The 15615-nt window shown below is 34.3% G+C and carries 17 protein-coding genes and 1 tRNA gene; 7 read left to right on the top strand and 11 right to left on the bottom strand.

Annotated features, from left to right (window positions below; all coding sequences use genetic code 11):
- Positions 1–59 precede the first annotated feature (59 nt).
- The 3 genes from LNP19_RS02185 to LNP19_RS02175 are packed head-to-tail and all read right to left on the bottom strand — an operon-like array spanning position 60 to position 5817.
- Positions 60–2189 carry an OmpA family protein gene (locus tag LNP19_RS02185; protein WP_230063144.1) on the bottom strand — a complete coding sequence of 710 codons (2130 nt, stop codon included), beginning with the start codon at positions 2187–2189 and terminating at the stop codon, positions 60–62.
- 10 nt (positions 2190–2199) lie between these two features.
- Positions 2200–3126, bottom strand: coding sequence for a PorP/SprF family type IX secretion system membrane protein (locus LNP19_RS02180; protein ID WP_230063143.1), 927 nt, complete (start codon positions 3124–3126; stop codon positions 2200–2202).
- 30 nt (positions 3127–3156) lie between these two features.
- Positions 3157–5817, bottom strand: a complete 2661-nt coding sequence (locus tag LNP19_RS02175) for a T9SS type B sorting domain-containing protein (RefSeq protein WP_230063142.1) — start codon at positions 5815–5817, stop codon at positions 3157–3159.
- A gap of 224 nt (positions 5818–6041) precedes the next feature.
- On the opposite strand from LNP19_RS02175, the gene LNP19_RS02170 reads away from it, so the two are divergent.
- From LNP19_RS02170 to LNP19_RS02145, 7 genes are all read left to right on the top strand, one after another.
- Positions 6042–6383, top strand: a complete 342-nt coding sequence (locus LNP19_RS02170) for an ISAon1 family transposase N-terminal region protein (RefSeq protein ID WP_230064201.1) — start codon at positions 6042–6044, stop codon at positions 6381–6383.
- Between the two features lie 142 nt (positions 6384–6525).
- On the top strand, positions 6526–6930 hold the full coding sequence (locus tag LNP19_RS02165; RefSeq protein WP_230063141.1) for a transposase: 405 nt from the start codon (positions 6526–6528) through the stop codon (positions 6928–6930).
- Positions 6896–7255, top strand: coding sequence for a transposase (locus tag LNP19_RS15475; protein WP_428979046.1), 360 nt, complete (start codon positions 6896–6898; stop codon positions 7253–7255). The genes LNP19_RS02165 and LNP19_RS15475 overlap by 35 nt, the downstream gene beginning before the upstream one ends.
- 53 nt (positions 7256–7308) lie before the next feature.
- Positions 7309–7629: an ISAon1 family transposase N-terminal region protein gene (locus LNP19_RS02160; protein ID WP_230061469.1), complete on the top strand. Its 321-nt coding sequence runs from the start codon at positions 7309–7311 to the stop codon at positions 7627–7629.
- Entirely contained in the window at positions 7622–8605 is a 984-nt protein-coding gene (locus LNP19_RS02155) for an ISAon1 family transposase (RefSeq protein ID WP_428979045.1), read from the top strand. The genes LNP19_RS02160 and LNP19_RS02155 overlap by 8 nt, the downstream gene beginning before the upstream one ends.
- Before the next feature lie 72 nt (positions 8606–8677).
- Positions 8678–8914: a transposase gene (locus tag LNP19_RS02150; RefSeq protein ID WP_230063139.1), complete on the top strand. Its 237-nt coding sequence runs from the start codon at positions 8678–8680 to the stop codon at positions 8912–8914.
- A 17-nt stretch (positions 8915–8931) separates the two neighbouring features.
- Complete coding sequence (locus tag LNP19_RS02145) at positions 8932–9126, top strand: transposase (protein WP_230063138.1); 195 nt, start codon at positions 8932–8934, stop codon at positions 9124–9126.
- Between the two features lie 54 nt (positions 9127–9180).
- Here LNP19_RS02145 and LNP19_RS02140 read toward each other — a convergent pair.
- From LNP19_RS02140 to LNP19_RS02105, 8 genes are all read right to left on the bottom strand, one after another.
- A tRNA-Val gene (locus LNP19_RS02140) sits at positions 9181–9255 on the bottom strand.
- Positions 9256–9450: 195 nt separating this feature from the next.
- Positions 9451–9648 (bottom strand): hypothetical protein, encoded by a 198-nt coding sequence (locus LNP19_RS02135; RefSeq protein WP_230063137.1) that lies wholly within the window; start codon positions 9646–9648, stop codon positions 9451–9453.
- Between the two features lie 260 nt (positions 9649–9908).
- Positions 9909–11144, bottom strand: a complete 1236-nt coding sequence (locus tag LNP19_RS02130; RefSeq protein ID WP_230063136.1) for a bifunctional folylpolyglutamate synthase/dihydrofolate synthase — start codon at positions 11142–11144, stop codon at positions 9909–9911.
- 47 nt (positions 11145–11191) lie between these two features.
- The gene (locus tag LNP19_RS02125) at positions 11192–11989 is read right to left on the bottom strand and encodes an energy transducer TonB family protein (protein ID WP_230063135.1); all 798 of its coding nucleotides are present in this window, start codon (positions 11987–11989) and stop codon (positions 11192–11194) included.
- A gap of 29 nt (positions 11990–12018) precedes the next feature.
- A complete protein-coding gene (locus tag LNP19_RS02120) occupies positions 12019–12411 on the bottom strand; it encodes an ExbD/TolR family protein (protein WP_230063134.1) in 393 nt (130 codons plus the stop codon).
- Between the two features lie 2 nt (positions 12412–12413).
- Positions 12414–13118: a MotA/TolQ/ExbB proton channel family protein gene (locus LNP19_RS02115; protein WP_230063133.1), complete on the bottom strand. Its 705-nt coding sequence runs from the start codon at positions 13116–13118 to the stop codon at positions 12414–12416.
- Between the two features lie 211 nt (positions 13119–13329).
- Positions 13330–14556, bottom strand: a complete 1227-nt coding sequence (locus tag LNP19_RS02110; RefSeq protein WP_230063132.1) for a Glu/Leu/Phe/Val dehydrogenase dimerization domain-containing protein — start codon at positions 14554–14556, stop codon at positions 13330–13332.
- Between the two features lie 169 nt (positions 14557–14725).
- The gene (locus LNP19_RS02105) at positions 14726–15304 is read right to left on the bottom strand and encodes a chalcone isomerase family protein (protein ID WP_230063131.1); all 579 of its coding nucleotides are present in this window, start codon (positions 15302–15304) and stop codon (positions 14726–14728) included.
- Between the last annotated feature and the right edge of the window lie 311 nt (positions 15305–15615).

Raw genomic sequence — 15615 nt, 5'->3', positions numbered from 1 at the left:
AATACACTTATAAAAAATGGATGCTTTTTGAGCATCCATTTTTTTATATTAAATAACCGTTACAGACTTTTAATCACAAACTCACTGCGTCTATTAAGCTCGTGTTGTTCCTCTGTACAAGATTCGCTTGGTTCACATTTTATAATCTGAACGCTTTCTCCATATCCTTTTGCAAAAATTCTCGATTTAGGAATTCCTTGGCTTATGAAATATTCTCTTGTTGATTGTGCTCTATTGGAAGAAAGATTCATATTATACTTCGAATTTCCTCTATTATCCGTATGTGAACCTATTTCGACAACCATTTCGGGATATTTCTTCATCAGCTCAATAACACGATTTAAAATTGGTTTTGACTCTTTTCTAATGTACCATAAATCATAATCAAAATAGATTGGGTCAGTTTTGATAACGAGGCGATCTTTGACTTTTACTACGTCTTTTTCGGCAGCAACTATTTGCTCAACTTTTTCTTTTTTCTTTATTTCCGTTACCTCAATTTCTTTCTTTGCGGCAATTTCTTTTTCTTTTTTAGCTTTTAGAGCCAAGGCTAATGCTTCTTTTTTCTTTTGTTCGGCTTCCGTCAATTCCTCATTTTTCTTTTTCTCTTGCGCTAGTTGTTCTTCCTTTTTTATAGCCGTCATCGATCGTAAAGCTAGTGCAACTACATTACTTTTATTTCTTTCTTTAGCAATTCTAACCGTTTTAGAATCTTTTGTATAATTTTCTTTGGATGCAAAAACAGAATAAGCAGTTTCACAATCAGCATTGAAACTAAATTTCCCGTCATTTGAAGTTAAAACTCTCTGAATTTCGACTTTATCCGAATTTTGCAAAACTACCAAGGCATTAACCAAAGGAAGCTTTGTATCCACGTCTGTGACAACTCCTGCAATAAATTGCTTGCAATCTTCAATAAGCAATGGTTTGGTTTCTTTGAGTTCATAAATATCATCATTCCCTTTTCCTCCTAGTCTATTAGAAGCAAAGAATCCCAGTTTAGAATCAGAATCAATATTAAAAGAAAAATCATCATAACCGGAATTTATCGGAAGTCCAATGTTTAACGGGGCCGAAAAGGAATTATCCTGTATTTCCGAAACAAAAACATCCAATGATCCATATCCTGAATGACCGTCAGATGAAAAATATAATTTATTGTCTTTTGAGACAAAAGGAAACTGTTCTCTTCTATTGGTATTTATTTTACCTCCTAAATTTATTGGATCTCTATAGGACGATCCTACTATTTTAACGCTAAAAATATCAAATGAGCCTAAGGTTCCAGGCATGTCTGAAGAGAAATACAATGTTTTTTCATCGCTGCTCAACGCAGGATGCTCAACAGAATAATCGTCACTGTTAAAAGGAAGCGACACAATATTAGTCCATTTTCCATCTACAAATTCGGCCTTAAAAATACCTAAGTTAGAAATCTTGTCTCCATTCTTAGCTCTTTTTCCGCTTTTATAATTATTTCTGGTAAAGTAGATTGTTTTACCATCTTTAGTAAAAACGGAATTCGCCTCATGCATTGAAGTATTTAATTCATCCGATAAATAATTCACAATAGAATCTCCTGATTTTACATTTTCAAATGGAATTACAAGTAAATCCAGATAAGGTTCGTTATTCCATTTATACATTTTATCAAATAAACCAACCTTCTTTTTTACTCCTGAAAAAACCAAGTTCTGATCCACTCTCACTACCCCAAACTCAGAATTTTCGGTATTTAACGCAAGATTCTTTATTTCGAATCGGTTTCCTATTGCTGATATATTTTCAAGTACTTTAATTTCTTTTTCAAAAACGGCTAGGGCTTGTTGATTATTTGATTTTAGCAATAAATCGCGGCTAACTTTATTTGCTTCTTCATAATTTCCTGTTGCTTTCAAAGTATTTGAATACCTAAAGTAATATTCCTCTCCCAAATCATTACTAAACCTCGAAATTAGTCGACTGTAGAATCTTTGTGCATTTACATAATCATTGGTGAAATAATAGCAATCTGCCAGATTTTTCAATGCTTCAAAAGAACTATTTCTCTGAATATATTTTTCATATAAGGGAATGGCCTCACTATAATAAGTTTTGTCAAAAAAGCGTTTGGCCCTTTGCAGATCTTGTCCTTGGGCTGATATAAGTTGTATCGAAAATACGACGATGAGGAGAAATATTCTTTTCATATTTACTTTTTTAGAAAAACCTCGGTGATTTATCATACCCTTTACCTAATAAATCTAAATTAAATAGCACAAAAATTTCGTGTGTCCCCGAATTAAATTGGCCCAGATTAGAAATAGTATAATCATAAGCGTAACCCACTCTGACACCTGGAGTAACTTTTATGTTCATCAAAGCACTTACGGCATCGTCAAATCTATAAGATGCGCCAAATTCAAATTTTTCATTATACAAAACATTGGCAGAAAGATCTAAAGTTACCGGAGCTCCTTTGACAAACTTCGACATAAAAGCAGGTTTTAACTTGAATGAATCCGACAAGGTAAATACATAACCTCCGGTAAAAAAAGCATGTATGTTTTCTGAACCATAATCACTAATGCCTGAACGCTTTTCGATGTGTTTTGAATTAAGTAAATTGGGAGCAGATAGTCCAACATAATAGTCGTCTGTAAAATAATAAGCCCCAACACCAATATTAGGTTTTAAGAAATCAATATCCTCAAATGCAAAATCAGGTGATGTACTCTCAAACTTAAAACCGTTAAAATTAGTTTGCATGGAAGTAAGCCCTGCTTTTAGTCCTAAAGAAAGTCTGTGATTGTTATTAAATTGAAGTACGTATGCAAAATCTGCTGAAAAATTATTCTCTTTTTTGGCTCCATCTCCAATATCATCAGAAATCAATGAAAACCCTAATTCAACTTTATTATTTACTGGCATGTGTCCAAAAAGAGTCATCTTTTTTGGGGCTCCAACTGCTCCAACCCATTGCGTTCTATATAAAATACCTACATCTAACATAGACTGTGCTCCGGTGGCATAAGCCGGATTTACTACACTCATGTTGTACATGTATTGTGTATATTGTGGATCCTGTTGGGCGGAAGCGTTTATCATAAAAAATAAAAAACTTACAAACAGTATTTTTTCTCTCATTTGAAGATTATTTTAAAGTAATAAAATCGATTATCGACTTAAATAAAGCTTACCTTGTTTAGGAGCTTTATTCCCTTTGTTATAATTGATAATATAAAAATAGACTCCATTTGGAGCAAATCCATCGATCCCAATTTTATAATCAGAATTTTTTCCATCCCATTCTGGCTTATTTTTATTGCCTTTGAACATTAAATTTCCATATCTGTTATAAATTTCCAATGCATAATTTGGATATATAAACTCAATTCCAGTAATTTTAAAAGTATCATTTATCGCATCACCATTTGGAGAAAAACCATCAGGAATAAAAAAATCAGGGGTTTCGTCACAGTTTGAAAGAGATACGGTTACAATCAAAGCATCCGAATAACAACTTGTATCATTTGAATAATCGAATCCATAATACGTAAAACCATCTATAAGTAGTTCTGTTGATGCTATCAAATTACCATTTTCAGCTGCATCATACCAAGTCAAATTACCATTTGTAGCAGTCTTATCTGTCAAATTTTGAATAGTCGGATTATCTAATCCACAGAAACTTTCTCCACCTTGGTTTAACACTGGTGCTTGCGTTTCATTAATTTCAACAATCGCAGCAGCTCTTGATGATTCGCATCCCGTGGACAAATTTACCCCCTTAACATAATAGGTTCTAGACACTAGAAGAGTCCCAGCATTTAAAACCGTCGTACTTGATACTGAATCGAACCATTGGTATTGAGTACCATTTGGGACCAAATCAGCAATTGTTTTTTTGTCGTTTTTACAAAATTCAAAATTATTCGTAATTGGAAGACTCGGAAGAATATTAATTGCAAAACTCTTGTTTCCATTAGCAACTGAGGTTCCACAGCCGTTAGTATTATCTATTAAATAGGTTATTTCAAGACTTGTTACTCCTATATTGAGGGAAGTTGAAGGAATTGTAAAACTGGCTTTACCTGAAGTAACAGCTAATGGCATTATCTGATTAAGCACTGTGTTACTCTCACTTAAAGTGTAATTGATAGTAACATCAGTCAAATTACCTAAGCCTGAAAGTGACACCAAAATAGGCTCACCTTGACAAACATCTTTGATCTCAAAAGTAAGATTTGCAACATTAGGTAACGCTTTAACAATAAAAGTTTTAACCAAATTAGATGTGTTAGTACAACCCGTATTTATATTCCTGATTTTCAAAATCGAGATTGTTGTGTTACCAATAGCTGGAATTAAAGCGGATGGAATACTAAAACTTCCCATTCCATTTGTGACATTAAAAGTTAGTTGCTGTAAAGTTGCTGAATTGCTACCCGATAAATTATAATCAATAGAATAATTCCCATCAGTTAAATTAGTATTTCCGGAAATTTCGACTGCAGCATCTGAACCCTTACAAACATCTACAATGTTAAGTGTTGCTCCATTAATTTTGGGCAACGGGTTTACATTCAAAATATCCGAAAGATCATCTATAATATTAGTACAAGCCCCCAGACTTGTAACACTAGTAATCTCCTTTATACTTACAGTGTAAGCACCCACTTCCGGAAAAAAAACTCGATTAACATTTGTTGGATCTTTGAAATCAAATACTAAAAGCCCGTTATTAAAATCAGCTACTACTGAATTAGTAAAAATCAATCCCATTCCAGCAATTTCATACTTCACCAAATAGCTTCCATTTGGAATATTCTGGCTTAGCTGATTCACTTGTGTTATTACAGCGTTATACTTTGCCGTGGAAATTTCATTTTCACATATGTCTGAATTCACTACAAGTGTTGCTCCGGTAAAATCAAGCTGTTCTTCAATAATAATACTTACATTAGATTTCTTTTCGTTACAAATTGGATTTGTTGGCAAAACAGTATAAGTAAAACTATATACTCCTGCTCCCAGAGTATTGTATATGTTCTTAATATCAACTGATGAATCACTAGGATCTGATAATTCATTACTATTTATTTCTGTCCAAATACCATTTGCATCTTCACCACTCAATAAATCATTCAAATCATAATTTGTGTCAAATGTAGCCTTGTCAGAACTACATAATAAAAGTGTTGAGGGTATACCAGGCTCAGGGACTCTAAAAACTGTTACATTAACAGTAGAAGATTGTGCAGGACAAGTTCCTATTGCCGGAACTGTATAAGTAAAAGAATGCGTGCCTAAACCCGCTTTCTTAGCATCAAGCAAATTATTATTAAGTGCTCCAGTCCCATCATTATCTGTCCACACTCCATTAGATTGTGGGCTCAAAAAATTCCCATTAAACCCTTGAAAAAGATTAAAACTAAGATCATCACTGCAAGCTGAAACGTTAGGGCTGGATATACCGGAGTAAGCTCCAATTGTGACTGTTATAACTGAAGAGTCTTTACATCCTAAACCATTGTCAACAGTATAAGTATAAGTATAAACGCCACTTTTTTTGACTTTTTGAGCATCTAATATTCCTGTACTAACATTTAATCCACCAGAAAACAAATTATCTTTCCAGATTCCTCCAGACTCATAAACACCTAAAAGAATATTAAGATCAATATTTTTATTAGCAGGATCCGGTATATTACATACTATTAAAGTATTATCATTACCAGCGCATTGTGCATTTAAAACCCTTGAAGAAAGAAATAATATAATAAAAATAACATATGAATAACGAACCTTTAATCTGAAAAGTATTTTTAGATCCATAGACTTATCTTTAGTTTAGTTCAAAAATAAACTAAAAAAAACAGATTAAATCCTTTATTTTCACAAAAAAACAGAAAATATCATAAAAATACAACCTCATTAATCTTAATACAAATATTAATACGGAAGAATACTTACATAAATTCGGGATCAAGTGTAAAAGTTGGGGAGGAAATAAATAATTCTGAGCTTTGTAAAAAAAAAAACACTCTTCGGAAAATTACATAGAACTCTTAAAACTTATACTTCCTGAATTAATTCTAGAACACTTTGATTTAGTAAACACCAAAATAGAACAAGAGAAAATGCATTTGTTTTTTGAAGAAAAAAATACACCTCTAAAAGAGCATAATAACCAGCAACTTATATCTAAAGGATTCTTAAATGAAGTTACTATCCAAGATTTTCCTCTCAGAGATAAATTCATTTATCTTCACATAAAAAGAAGACGTTGGACTGACAAACAATCTCAAGAAATCATTCAGCGCAATTGGAACATCGTAGCACAAGGAACCCGCATGACTCAAGAGTTTGCGGCTTTTTTAAAGGAAATTAATAGATACTAAGGCAAACGATTGTCGTACTATTAGCTTTTTCTTTGGTGTCATTGAAAAAAAACTACAACGACAATATAAAAGACATCTCAGTAATTTTTCTACCTAGGGACAGCGTGAACACGCCGAAGATTGGTTACTGTTTCCTTAAAACATGGGACATCATTTGTTTATAGACGAAGTGAACTTATCGATGGATGAACTCTATACGATAGTTACCAACAAAGCAGCTAAAGGCAAGAAAGGATCTATTCTCGCTATTATTGCAGGCACTAAATCAGAAATTGTCATTAAGCATTTGCAAAAAATAGATCTAAAAAAACACAATCAAGTTACTGAAATCACCCTTGATATGGCTAATAGCATGAAATTGATAGCTAAAAAATCCTTTCTAAAGGCAATACAACTAATAGATCGTTTCCATGTTCAAAAACTGGCATTAGAAGCCATACAAGAAGTTCGAATTAGACTAAAATTGGAGGCTCTGGATCAAGAAAATACAGCCATAGTAGAGGCTAAATCAAATAAAACGCCATTTTTTTTCAAAAGAATTTTCTAATGGTAATACGGTCAAGCAATTACTCACTAGAAGCCGGTTTCTGCTATACAAAAGTCCAAATAAATGGAGTGAGAGTCAAAAAGAAAGAGCGGCAATAGTATTTGCTGAATATCCAGAAATTAAAATAGTTTATTCCTTAAGCCAAAAATTACGTAAGATATACAATAGTAGTATAGATAAAGCAGTTGCTATCAAAAAATTAGCACACTGGTATAATGATATGCAGAACTTAGGAATTAGAAGCTTCAATACCATTATGAACACTATAAAATCAATTACAAGGGATCAATCCCAAAACCTGGGGGGAAATGTCAAAATAAATTGAGAGATTTGCAATCTTAAGAATGAGAGATGCCCCCAATAGACCTTTTAAAATTCATGTTACCTGACTTTTTAGTAGATCACTTTGAAGTGGTTTCTTCTACTAACACAGAAGAAATAGTACACCTATATTTTGAAGAGAATGCCAAGCCTCCAAAAGAATTTGATACACTGGAACTAGTATCAAAGGGCTTTCAGGATGAGATAACCATTCAGGATTTCCCTCTCAGAGGTAAATATGTATATCTACATATAAAAAGACGTCGCTGGACAAATAAGACAACAGGCGAAATTCTTAAAAGAGATTGGAATTTAGTTGCTAAAGGAACCCGCATGACTCAAGAGTTTGCGGCTTTTTTAAAAGAAATTAATAGATAAGAGTGCTACTGATTGTCACACCATTGGTGGTTTCTTCGGAGTCAACGGAAAGAAACTCCAACGACAATATAAAAAACACCTGAGTTCCTTTAATGCTTGGGCTCCACGAGAACATGCACATCAATGGATTGTTTACCCTGAAAATATGGGCACCCATTTATCAATTGACGAAGTAGCTTTGTCTCAGGGTGAACTTTACACTATTGTAACCAACAAGAAGTTCAAAGGTAAAAAAGGTTCCTTAGTTGCCATTGTTGCTGGAACAAAGGCAGATAAAGTCATAGAACATATCAGAAAGATTGATTACAAGAAGAGAAGCTGTGTCAAAGAAATAACACTTGACATGGCTAATTCTATGAAATTGATCTCTAAAAGATGTTTCCCTAAAGCCACACAGGTAACAGATAGATTTCATGTCCAAAAACTGGCACTGGAAGCCTTACAAGAGATTAGGATTAAACATCGATGGGAGGCTATGGATTTTGAGAATCAATTGATATTGCAAACCAAAAGAGAGAATCAAACCTATATTCCGGAGCTCTTAGCTAACGGTGACTCTGTAAAACAGCTATTAGCCAGGAGTCGATATGCACTTTATAAATCTCGCGAAAAATGGACTGAGAATCAAAATGAAAGAGCTCAATTATTATTTGGACTATATCCAGATATAAAAACAGCCTATTATCTAAGCCAACAACTTCGAGGTATCTACAATAGCAACAATGACAAGCACATTGCGATGACTAAACTAGCACATTGGTATAGGAATGTAGAGGAATCTGGTTTTAAAAACTTCAATATTCTACTCAATACTATAACTTTCAATTACCGGTCAATCTTAAACTACTTTGATAATAGAAGTACCAATGCTTCTGCTGAATCTTTCAATGCAAAAATAAAAGCCTTTAGAAGTCAGTTTAGAGGAGTAAGGAAAATAGATTTCTTCTTGTTCAGATTATCTAATCTTTTTGCCTAATCCCCAACTTTTGCGCATGATCCCCAACAACTTCGAGGTATCTACAATAGCAACAATGACAAGCACATTGCGATGACTAAACTAGCACATTGGTATAGGAATGTAGAGGAATCTGGTTTTAAAAACTTCAATATTCTACTCAATACTATAACTTTCAATTACCGGTCAATCTTAAACTACTTTGATAATAGAAGGACCAATGCTTCTGCTGAATCTTTCAATGCAAAAATAAAAGCCTTTAGAAGTCAGTTTAGAGGAGTAAGGAAAATAGATTTCTTCTTGTTCAGATTATCTAATCTTTTTGCCTAATCCCCCAACTTTTGCGCATGATCCATTACAAGTCCATTTTGAACTATTTTGAAAGAAGAAGCGCAAACGCAGCTTCAGAATCTTTTAATGGAAAAATAAAAGCATTTAGAAATCAATTTAGAGGCGTGAAGAATATTGAATTTTTCCTTTTTAGGCTAACTAATATTTTTGCTGCTCCACAGGTTTTTGTATTGATTCTAGAAAACGGATAAAAGTATAATCCTGAAACAAAAAAAAAACTCCTTAATTTCTTAAGGAGTTTTTTGTGGGCGATGAGGGGTTCGAACCCCCGACCCCCTCGGTGTAAACGAGGTGCTCTGAACCAGCTGAGCTAATCGCCCTAAAGCAATTTAGTAACTTTCGTTGCCGTTATTGCGTGTGCAAATATACGCTAGTTTTTCGCTTTTGCAAAACATTTTTGAAATATTTGATTGTTTTTTTTAATCAAATTTATATCTCGTTGAATTTTAGTTTATTGTGATTAGGGGAGTGTCTAAAAAATAAATGACTTCATTGTTTTTTGGGTACACTTTTCTTTATTTAACGACTTCTTTTGATAATGTAGGTTCGTTATAATAGATGTAATCCCCATGAATCCCTGTAAAAGCCATGTTCATTTGAGTCATAAATGCTTTTCGGTCTTTTTCTTTTGGCCAGGCGGTATTTATTAATTCAGTGTGTTTATCATTTGATTTTTCTAAGTCAGCAAGTGAATCATAAAAAGAGGCTTCCATGAAATCCCTGCTATCTGAGTCCCATAAGTGACGATGCGGATAATAGGCTTTTATATACGGGTTTTACTTCTTCTTGGGCTCTCATTTCAGTACCCAATAGGAAAGTTGCAATTAACATTCCTAATACTAAAAATTTGTTCTTTTTCATGATAAATCTTGTATTTAATGATTAATTAATTAAAATCAGTATTAACTTTAAAATGCTGACAATTAATTGTAATAAATAAAAGTTTTTTTATTAGGAAAAAGACAAGGATAAGTTAGATGCCTTTGTTTATAGGTAATTCAGCGACTACAAAGGTACTTCCGCCAATATAGATAAAATCACTTTCTGTGGCAGTATTCTTAGCGTGGTTGTAAGCTTCAGTGACTGAAGAATAGCAGCTGCCATTAAGTCCGTGTTTTTTTGCTTTCTCTGATAAAATGGAAGTATCTAATCCTCTAGGGATGTTGGGTTTGCAAAAATAATAAATTGCTTTCTTTGGAAATAAAGGTAGGATTTCGTCCAAGTCTTTGTCATTAACGACGCCTAAAACGATATGTAAAGTGTCAAAAATTTCGTTTTGTACTTGATTCAATACTATTTCTAGGCCGTCTTTGTTGTGGGCGGTGTCGCAAATGATTTTTGGTGAGTTACCTAATTGTTGCCATCTTCCTTGGAGTCCGGTGTTTTTTACGACTTGCAAGAGTCCGGATGTGATGTTTTTGTGAGCTATTTTAAACTCTTTTTGATTGTTTAAAACAGCAATAGTTTGAAGTACCGTTTTTTTATTGTGTACTTGATAATCACCAACTAAATCAGAAGGGTATATTTCGTTAATCAAGTCTGAAGCAAAATAGATTTCCGAATTTGTTTCTTTGGCTTTCGCCAAAAAAACGGCTTTAGTTTCGGGTGTATATTGGCCTATAACGACAGGAATAGCTGGCTTTATAATTCCCGCTTTTTCGAAAGCCACCGCTTCTAGTGTGTTTCCTAAAAATTGGGTATGGTCTAATCCGATGTTAGTGATAACCGAAACTAAGGGTGTGATTATATTTGTGGCATCGAGTCTTCCGCCCATTCCGACTTCGATAATAGCGATATCGACTTTCTCTTTTGCAAAATAGGCAAATGCTAATCCAACGCTCATTTCGAAGAAACTAATGTCATTGGATTCGAAAAAAACTTTGTTTTGATTAATAAAATCACAAACAAAATCTTCTGAAATTTCTATTCCATTTATTTTGATACGTTCTCTAAAATCTTTTAAATGAGGGGAAGTGTATAAACCCACTTTGTATCCTGCTTCTTGAAGTATAGAGGCTAGCATGTGAGAGGTAGATCCTTTGCCGTTTGTGCCGGCTACATGAATGCATTTTAGGTCTTTCTGTGGGTTACCAAGATGATTGATCAGTAAATGAGTGTTTGTTAAGTCTTTTTTATAAGCAGATGCGCCCTGAAGTTGGTACATAGGGAGTTGCTTAAACATCCATGCTGTTGTTTCTTGGTAATTCATGATGTGTGTTGAAATTTTGAAAATGGATAAGAATTTTCAAATGTATGCTATTCTCCTAATTTAAAATTAACTGTTATAAAACCAATTTGGGTCTCGGGAGCTTTAGGATCCGGTTGCCATTTGTATTTTCGGGCTGTTGCCAATGCGGGTTCAATCAAACAAGGGTTAGTGTTTGTTGTTCCTTTGGTGTATTTGGCGGCGATGACATTGCCATTTCTATTTACGGTAATTTGTACGACAACAGTTCCAAATTCATTGCATTTTTGTACTTCTTTCCCTCGACTGCTTATTTGTCTTCCGTTTAATCCCCAGCCGCTTCCGTTCCCGCTTCCGCCTCCTGAGCCGTAATAGCTGTTAGCATAAGGGTTACCGTTTAAGCTCCCTTTGTCGCCAGCCACATTATCATTGCCTTCACCGCCTTGAGCTTTTCCGTCAGATTTTGGGCCGTTTATTAAGCTCGATAAAGCGTCAGATGTGCTTTTGGAGGGTTTTGGGTTTTCTTTTGGCTTGGGTTTGATTTCCTCTTTTGTGGTTTCTTTTTTGGGCTGCGTTTTTTCTGTTTTTTTCATCACCACAGCCTCTTCAATATCTTGGGAGAGTACGTTGTCGTCTGCAGCTGTAGCCTGTTTCGCAGCAGCAGCTTTAGGGGCTGATTGAATGGCTTCTGTAGGTTGAATGTTTCCTGATCCTTGCTCAGTGGTTCCGAAGTTAATGGCAATACCATTTTCAGGTGGTGGATCTAAAGAAGTTAATCCTAAATAAAAGAACAAAACCAATAGAATCACAAAAATAATTGATGTGATTGCAAACGATTTTTTTTCTTCTTCTGTTTCTAAATATTTCATGTAGAATAAATCTTTTAAGGGAGTTGCAATTATTTAGGTCTTACTGCTAAAACAACCTTGATTTGATTTCTGTTTGCAATGTCTAAAACATTTACCGCTTTTTCGATTGGCACTCCTTCTTCGGCTCTTAAAATGATAGCTTTGGTTTTGTCAGCTGAGAATAAGGACAATAATTTAGATTCCAATTCAGTTTCTGAAACGGGTTCTTTGTCAATGAAAAACTCCAGTTTTTTATTGATGCTAACGGCTATGTTTTTATTGCTGTCTGTTTTTCCTTTGGCTTTTGGTAAGACTAAATCTAAGGCATTTGTTGTTACCATTGTTGATGTTAGCATAAAGAATATCAGTAATAGAAATACGATATCTGTCATGGATGACATGTTGAATTCGGGGCTAACTTTATTTCTTCCTCTTAAATTCATAATTAGGCTGGGTCATTTAATAAATCTAAAAAGTCAACTGCATTGGCTTCCATTTGGTGCACAATCTTATCCGTTTTTACAACTAAATGGTTGTAGCCTACATAAGCAATAATTCCTACAACAAGACCAACTACTGTTGTAGTCATGGCGGTATAAATTCCTTCGGAAAGTGCTCCCACTTCTATTTGTCCACCAGAGCTGGCCATTTTATGGAAAGCCTGAATCATTCCAACTACTGTTCCAAGGAAGCCTGTCATGGGTCCGGCTCCAGAAATGGTAGCGAGCATGCTTACGTTTTTCTCCAGTTTGTAAATCTCTAGTTTTCCTGCATTCTCTATCGCAGTATTGATATCATCTAGGGGTTTACCAATTCTTGAAATTCCTTTCTCAATCAAGCGGGCAACAGGTGAATTAGAATGGGCGCAGGCAATTTTAGCGTTGTCAATGCGTCCGTTTCGAATATTTTCTCTGATTTGTCCCATGAAATTCACATCAATTTTTGAAGCCGAATTAATAGCCATAAGTCTTTCGAAATAAAGGTATAATGCAACAAATAACATCAGGGCTAAGGAAATCATGATCAGCTGACCGGCTAATCCTCCGCTAGTTAATAATTCAATAATGGATAAAGTTTTTTCAACTGGGACAGCATCAACTAAACTTTCTTGTGCAACAGCTAGGCTGTCTGCCTGTAACAATAGACTCATAGAAATTTTCTTTATTATGGAAACGCTAATATATTATAAAAATTGCTATTTCTCTAAGATTAATATAGTCAAGAAAAACTAATAATTTTTGAGGTTGATTGTAGCTATAAAAAAAAGTCAGTTTGATGCCTTCGTTACAAAACGACTGCGTCAAACTGACTCCTAATTAATGAAACTATAAACGAAATGAATGTTTATAATTAAGGATTGATTATACTAGCTGTTTCAAAGCAATTTCAAAAGCAGTAGCGCTAATGTTTGTTTTTGAGCTGTTCAAATCGTGAGCTTTTTGAATGGCGTTTTTAATGATTTCCGAGGTGTCTTGGAAGATAGCCTCATCGGTCATTTGTACTTTCTTTTCCATAAAATAAGCAAAAACTCTAGCCATTCCGCAATTAGAAATGAAATCCGGAATCAAACTTACTTTGCTGTCTACATTTTCCATAATCGGGCCAAAGAAGATTTCTTTGTCGGCAAAAGGAACATTGGCACCACAGGAAATTACTTCCAGCCCATTTGCGATTAGGCTGTCAATTTGAGACTGGGTCACTAATCGTGAAGCGGCGCAAGGGGTGAATATTTCGGCACCTATTGTCCAGATTTTTTCATTGATTTCTTCAAAAGGAATCATGTTTTCGGCAACAAGTTTGTTTCCGTCTTTGGCTAGGAAAAGGGCTTTTATTTCTTCAAAAGTATAGCCGTTTTCGTTTATTAATCCTCCGTCGCGGTCGATAATACCGATTACTTTTGCTCCCATTTCGGCAAGATAGAAAGCGGCAGCTGAACCTACATTACCAAAACCTTGAACGATTGCTTTTTTACCTTTTACATCACCTCCATAAATGTTGTAGAAATTACGCACTGCTTCAGCTACACCAAAACCCGTGATCATGTCAGCAACAGTATATTTGCGATATACATCAGGAGAATATTTTGGGTTTTCAATTACCTTAACCACACCTTGACGTAATTGACCAATTCTATTGATTTTATCAGCTTCGGTAGGCTTAAAGTGTCCGTTGAATACCCCTTCCTGCGGATGCCAAACCCCACATTCTTCCGTCATCGGAATCACTTCGTGGATTTCATCTACATTCAAATCGCCACCTGTACCGTAATAACTTTTCAATAATGGAGAAACAGCTTTATACCAACGTTGCAATACGCCTTTTTTTCTAGGATCGTTTGGGTCGAAATTAATACCAGATTTAGCACCGCCAATTGCTGGTCCAGAAACGGTGAATTTTACTTCCATCGTTTTTGCCAAAGATAAAACTTCATTCATATCTAATCCTTTTCTCATTCTTGTTCCGCCACCGGCAGCACCACCACGAAGCGAGTTGATGACAGTCCATCCTTCGGCTTCTGTTTCGGCATCTTTCCAGTTAAAAATGATTTCAGGTTCTTTATTTTCGAATTTCTTTAATAAATCTTTCATTTTTTGCGATATGTTTAATTTTGACAAATATAAAAAATAGTATAATGCGAAATGTGTATTTAAGATGTTATTTCACTTGACAGGGTTTTCGGGCTTTGATTACTCGATTTAGCAGCTTCAATGGCAGCAGAAATTCAACTAGAAAATTTACTTTTTTTGAACAGACAGATTAATAAATACCTAATAAATTATTTTTGAGGGTTTCATCTACTGGCTTGTCTGAAAGCCAAATGCCAAATAAGGCTTTTTTGAAATCAATTCCGGGAATTTTCCCTTTAAGCACGTCATTTTTATATACCCAAACCGAGGTGTCTATAGGGTTGTAAAAAAGATTAAAAACATCATTTTTCACTATTTCATCACTAAGCATATTCTTGAAAGCTTCGATTTTAGGTCTTAAAGAGTTCAGATTAGGGCCTGTAGATTTTTCAAATCCTGCATTGAAATTTCTTGTCAGTTTCCCTGATGAAACTAATGACGAGGTAACGTGTATTCTTATAGACATTTCGGTGTCGCTTTCAATTATATAATTGGCATCTTGCGAAAGTTTTGATAAGTAGAGGGCTTGTACATAAACTTCGACCCACATTTTAGATCTGCCTCCAACTCCGTTTAGTGTCAGGTTTTTATTTTGTATTGTAAGTGTTCGAGGAACAATGACTCCGTCAATTTCTACTTGAGTTTGTGCAAATGCAGAATAAAATGGGACAAATAAAAGTAAAGTAAGCAGTAATAAAATTTTCTTCATGATATTTTGTATTGAATTATTTTGGGTAAAATTAGCTTTAATTACTATATTTCATAGTCAAAGAAGATTAGTTTTCATGTTAAATACTGTTAACAGCGAGTTTTTTATATAGGAACTGTTTTTATTTGAAAAAATAGTTTACTTGTGAAATTACTTTATAAGGTGCTTGTTATATTTCAAAATAGAATTTTTAGGATTAGATTGTGGGATGAAACTATAATAAATTTATTTTTTTAATGGGCTTAAAAACATGTAGGTATAGTTTTACTTTCTGTAATTAGATCTTTTTGTTTTAACTGGTCAAAAGGCTG

The sequence above is a fragment of the Flavobacterium acetivorans genome (assembly GCF_020911885.1).
GTDB lineage: Bacteria > Bacteroidota > Bacteroidia > Flavobacteriales > Flavobacteriaceae > Flavobacterium > Flavobacterium acetivorans.
Note: the sequence above shows the minus strand (reverse complement) of the source record. Positions and strands in the feature narration are given on the sequence as shown.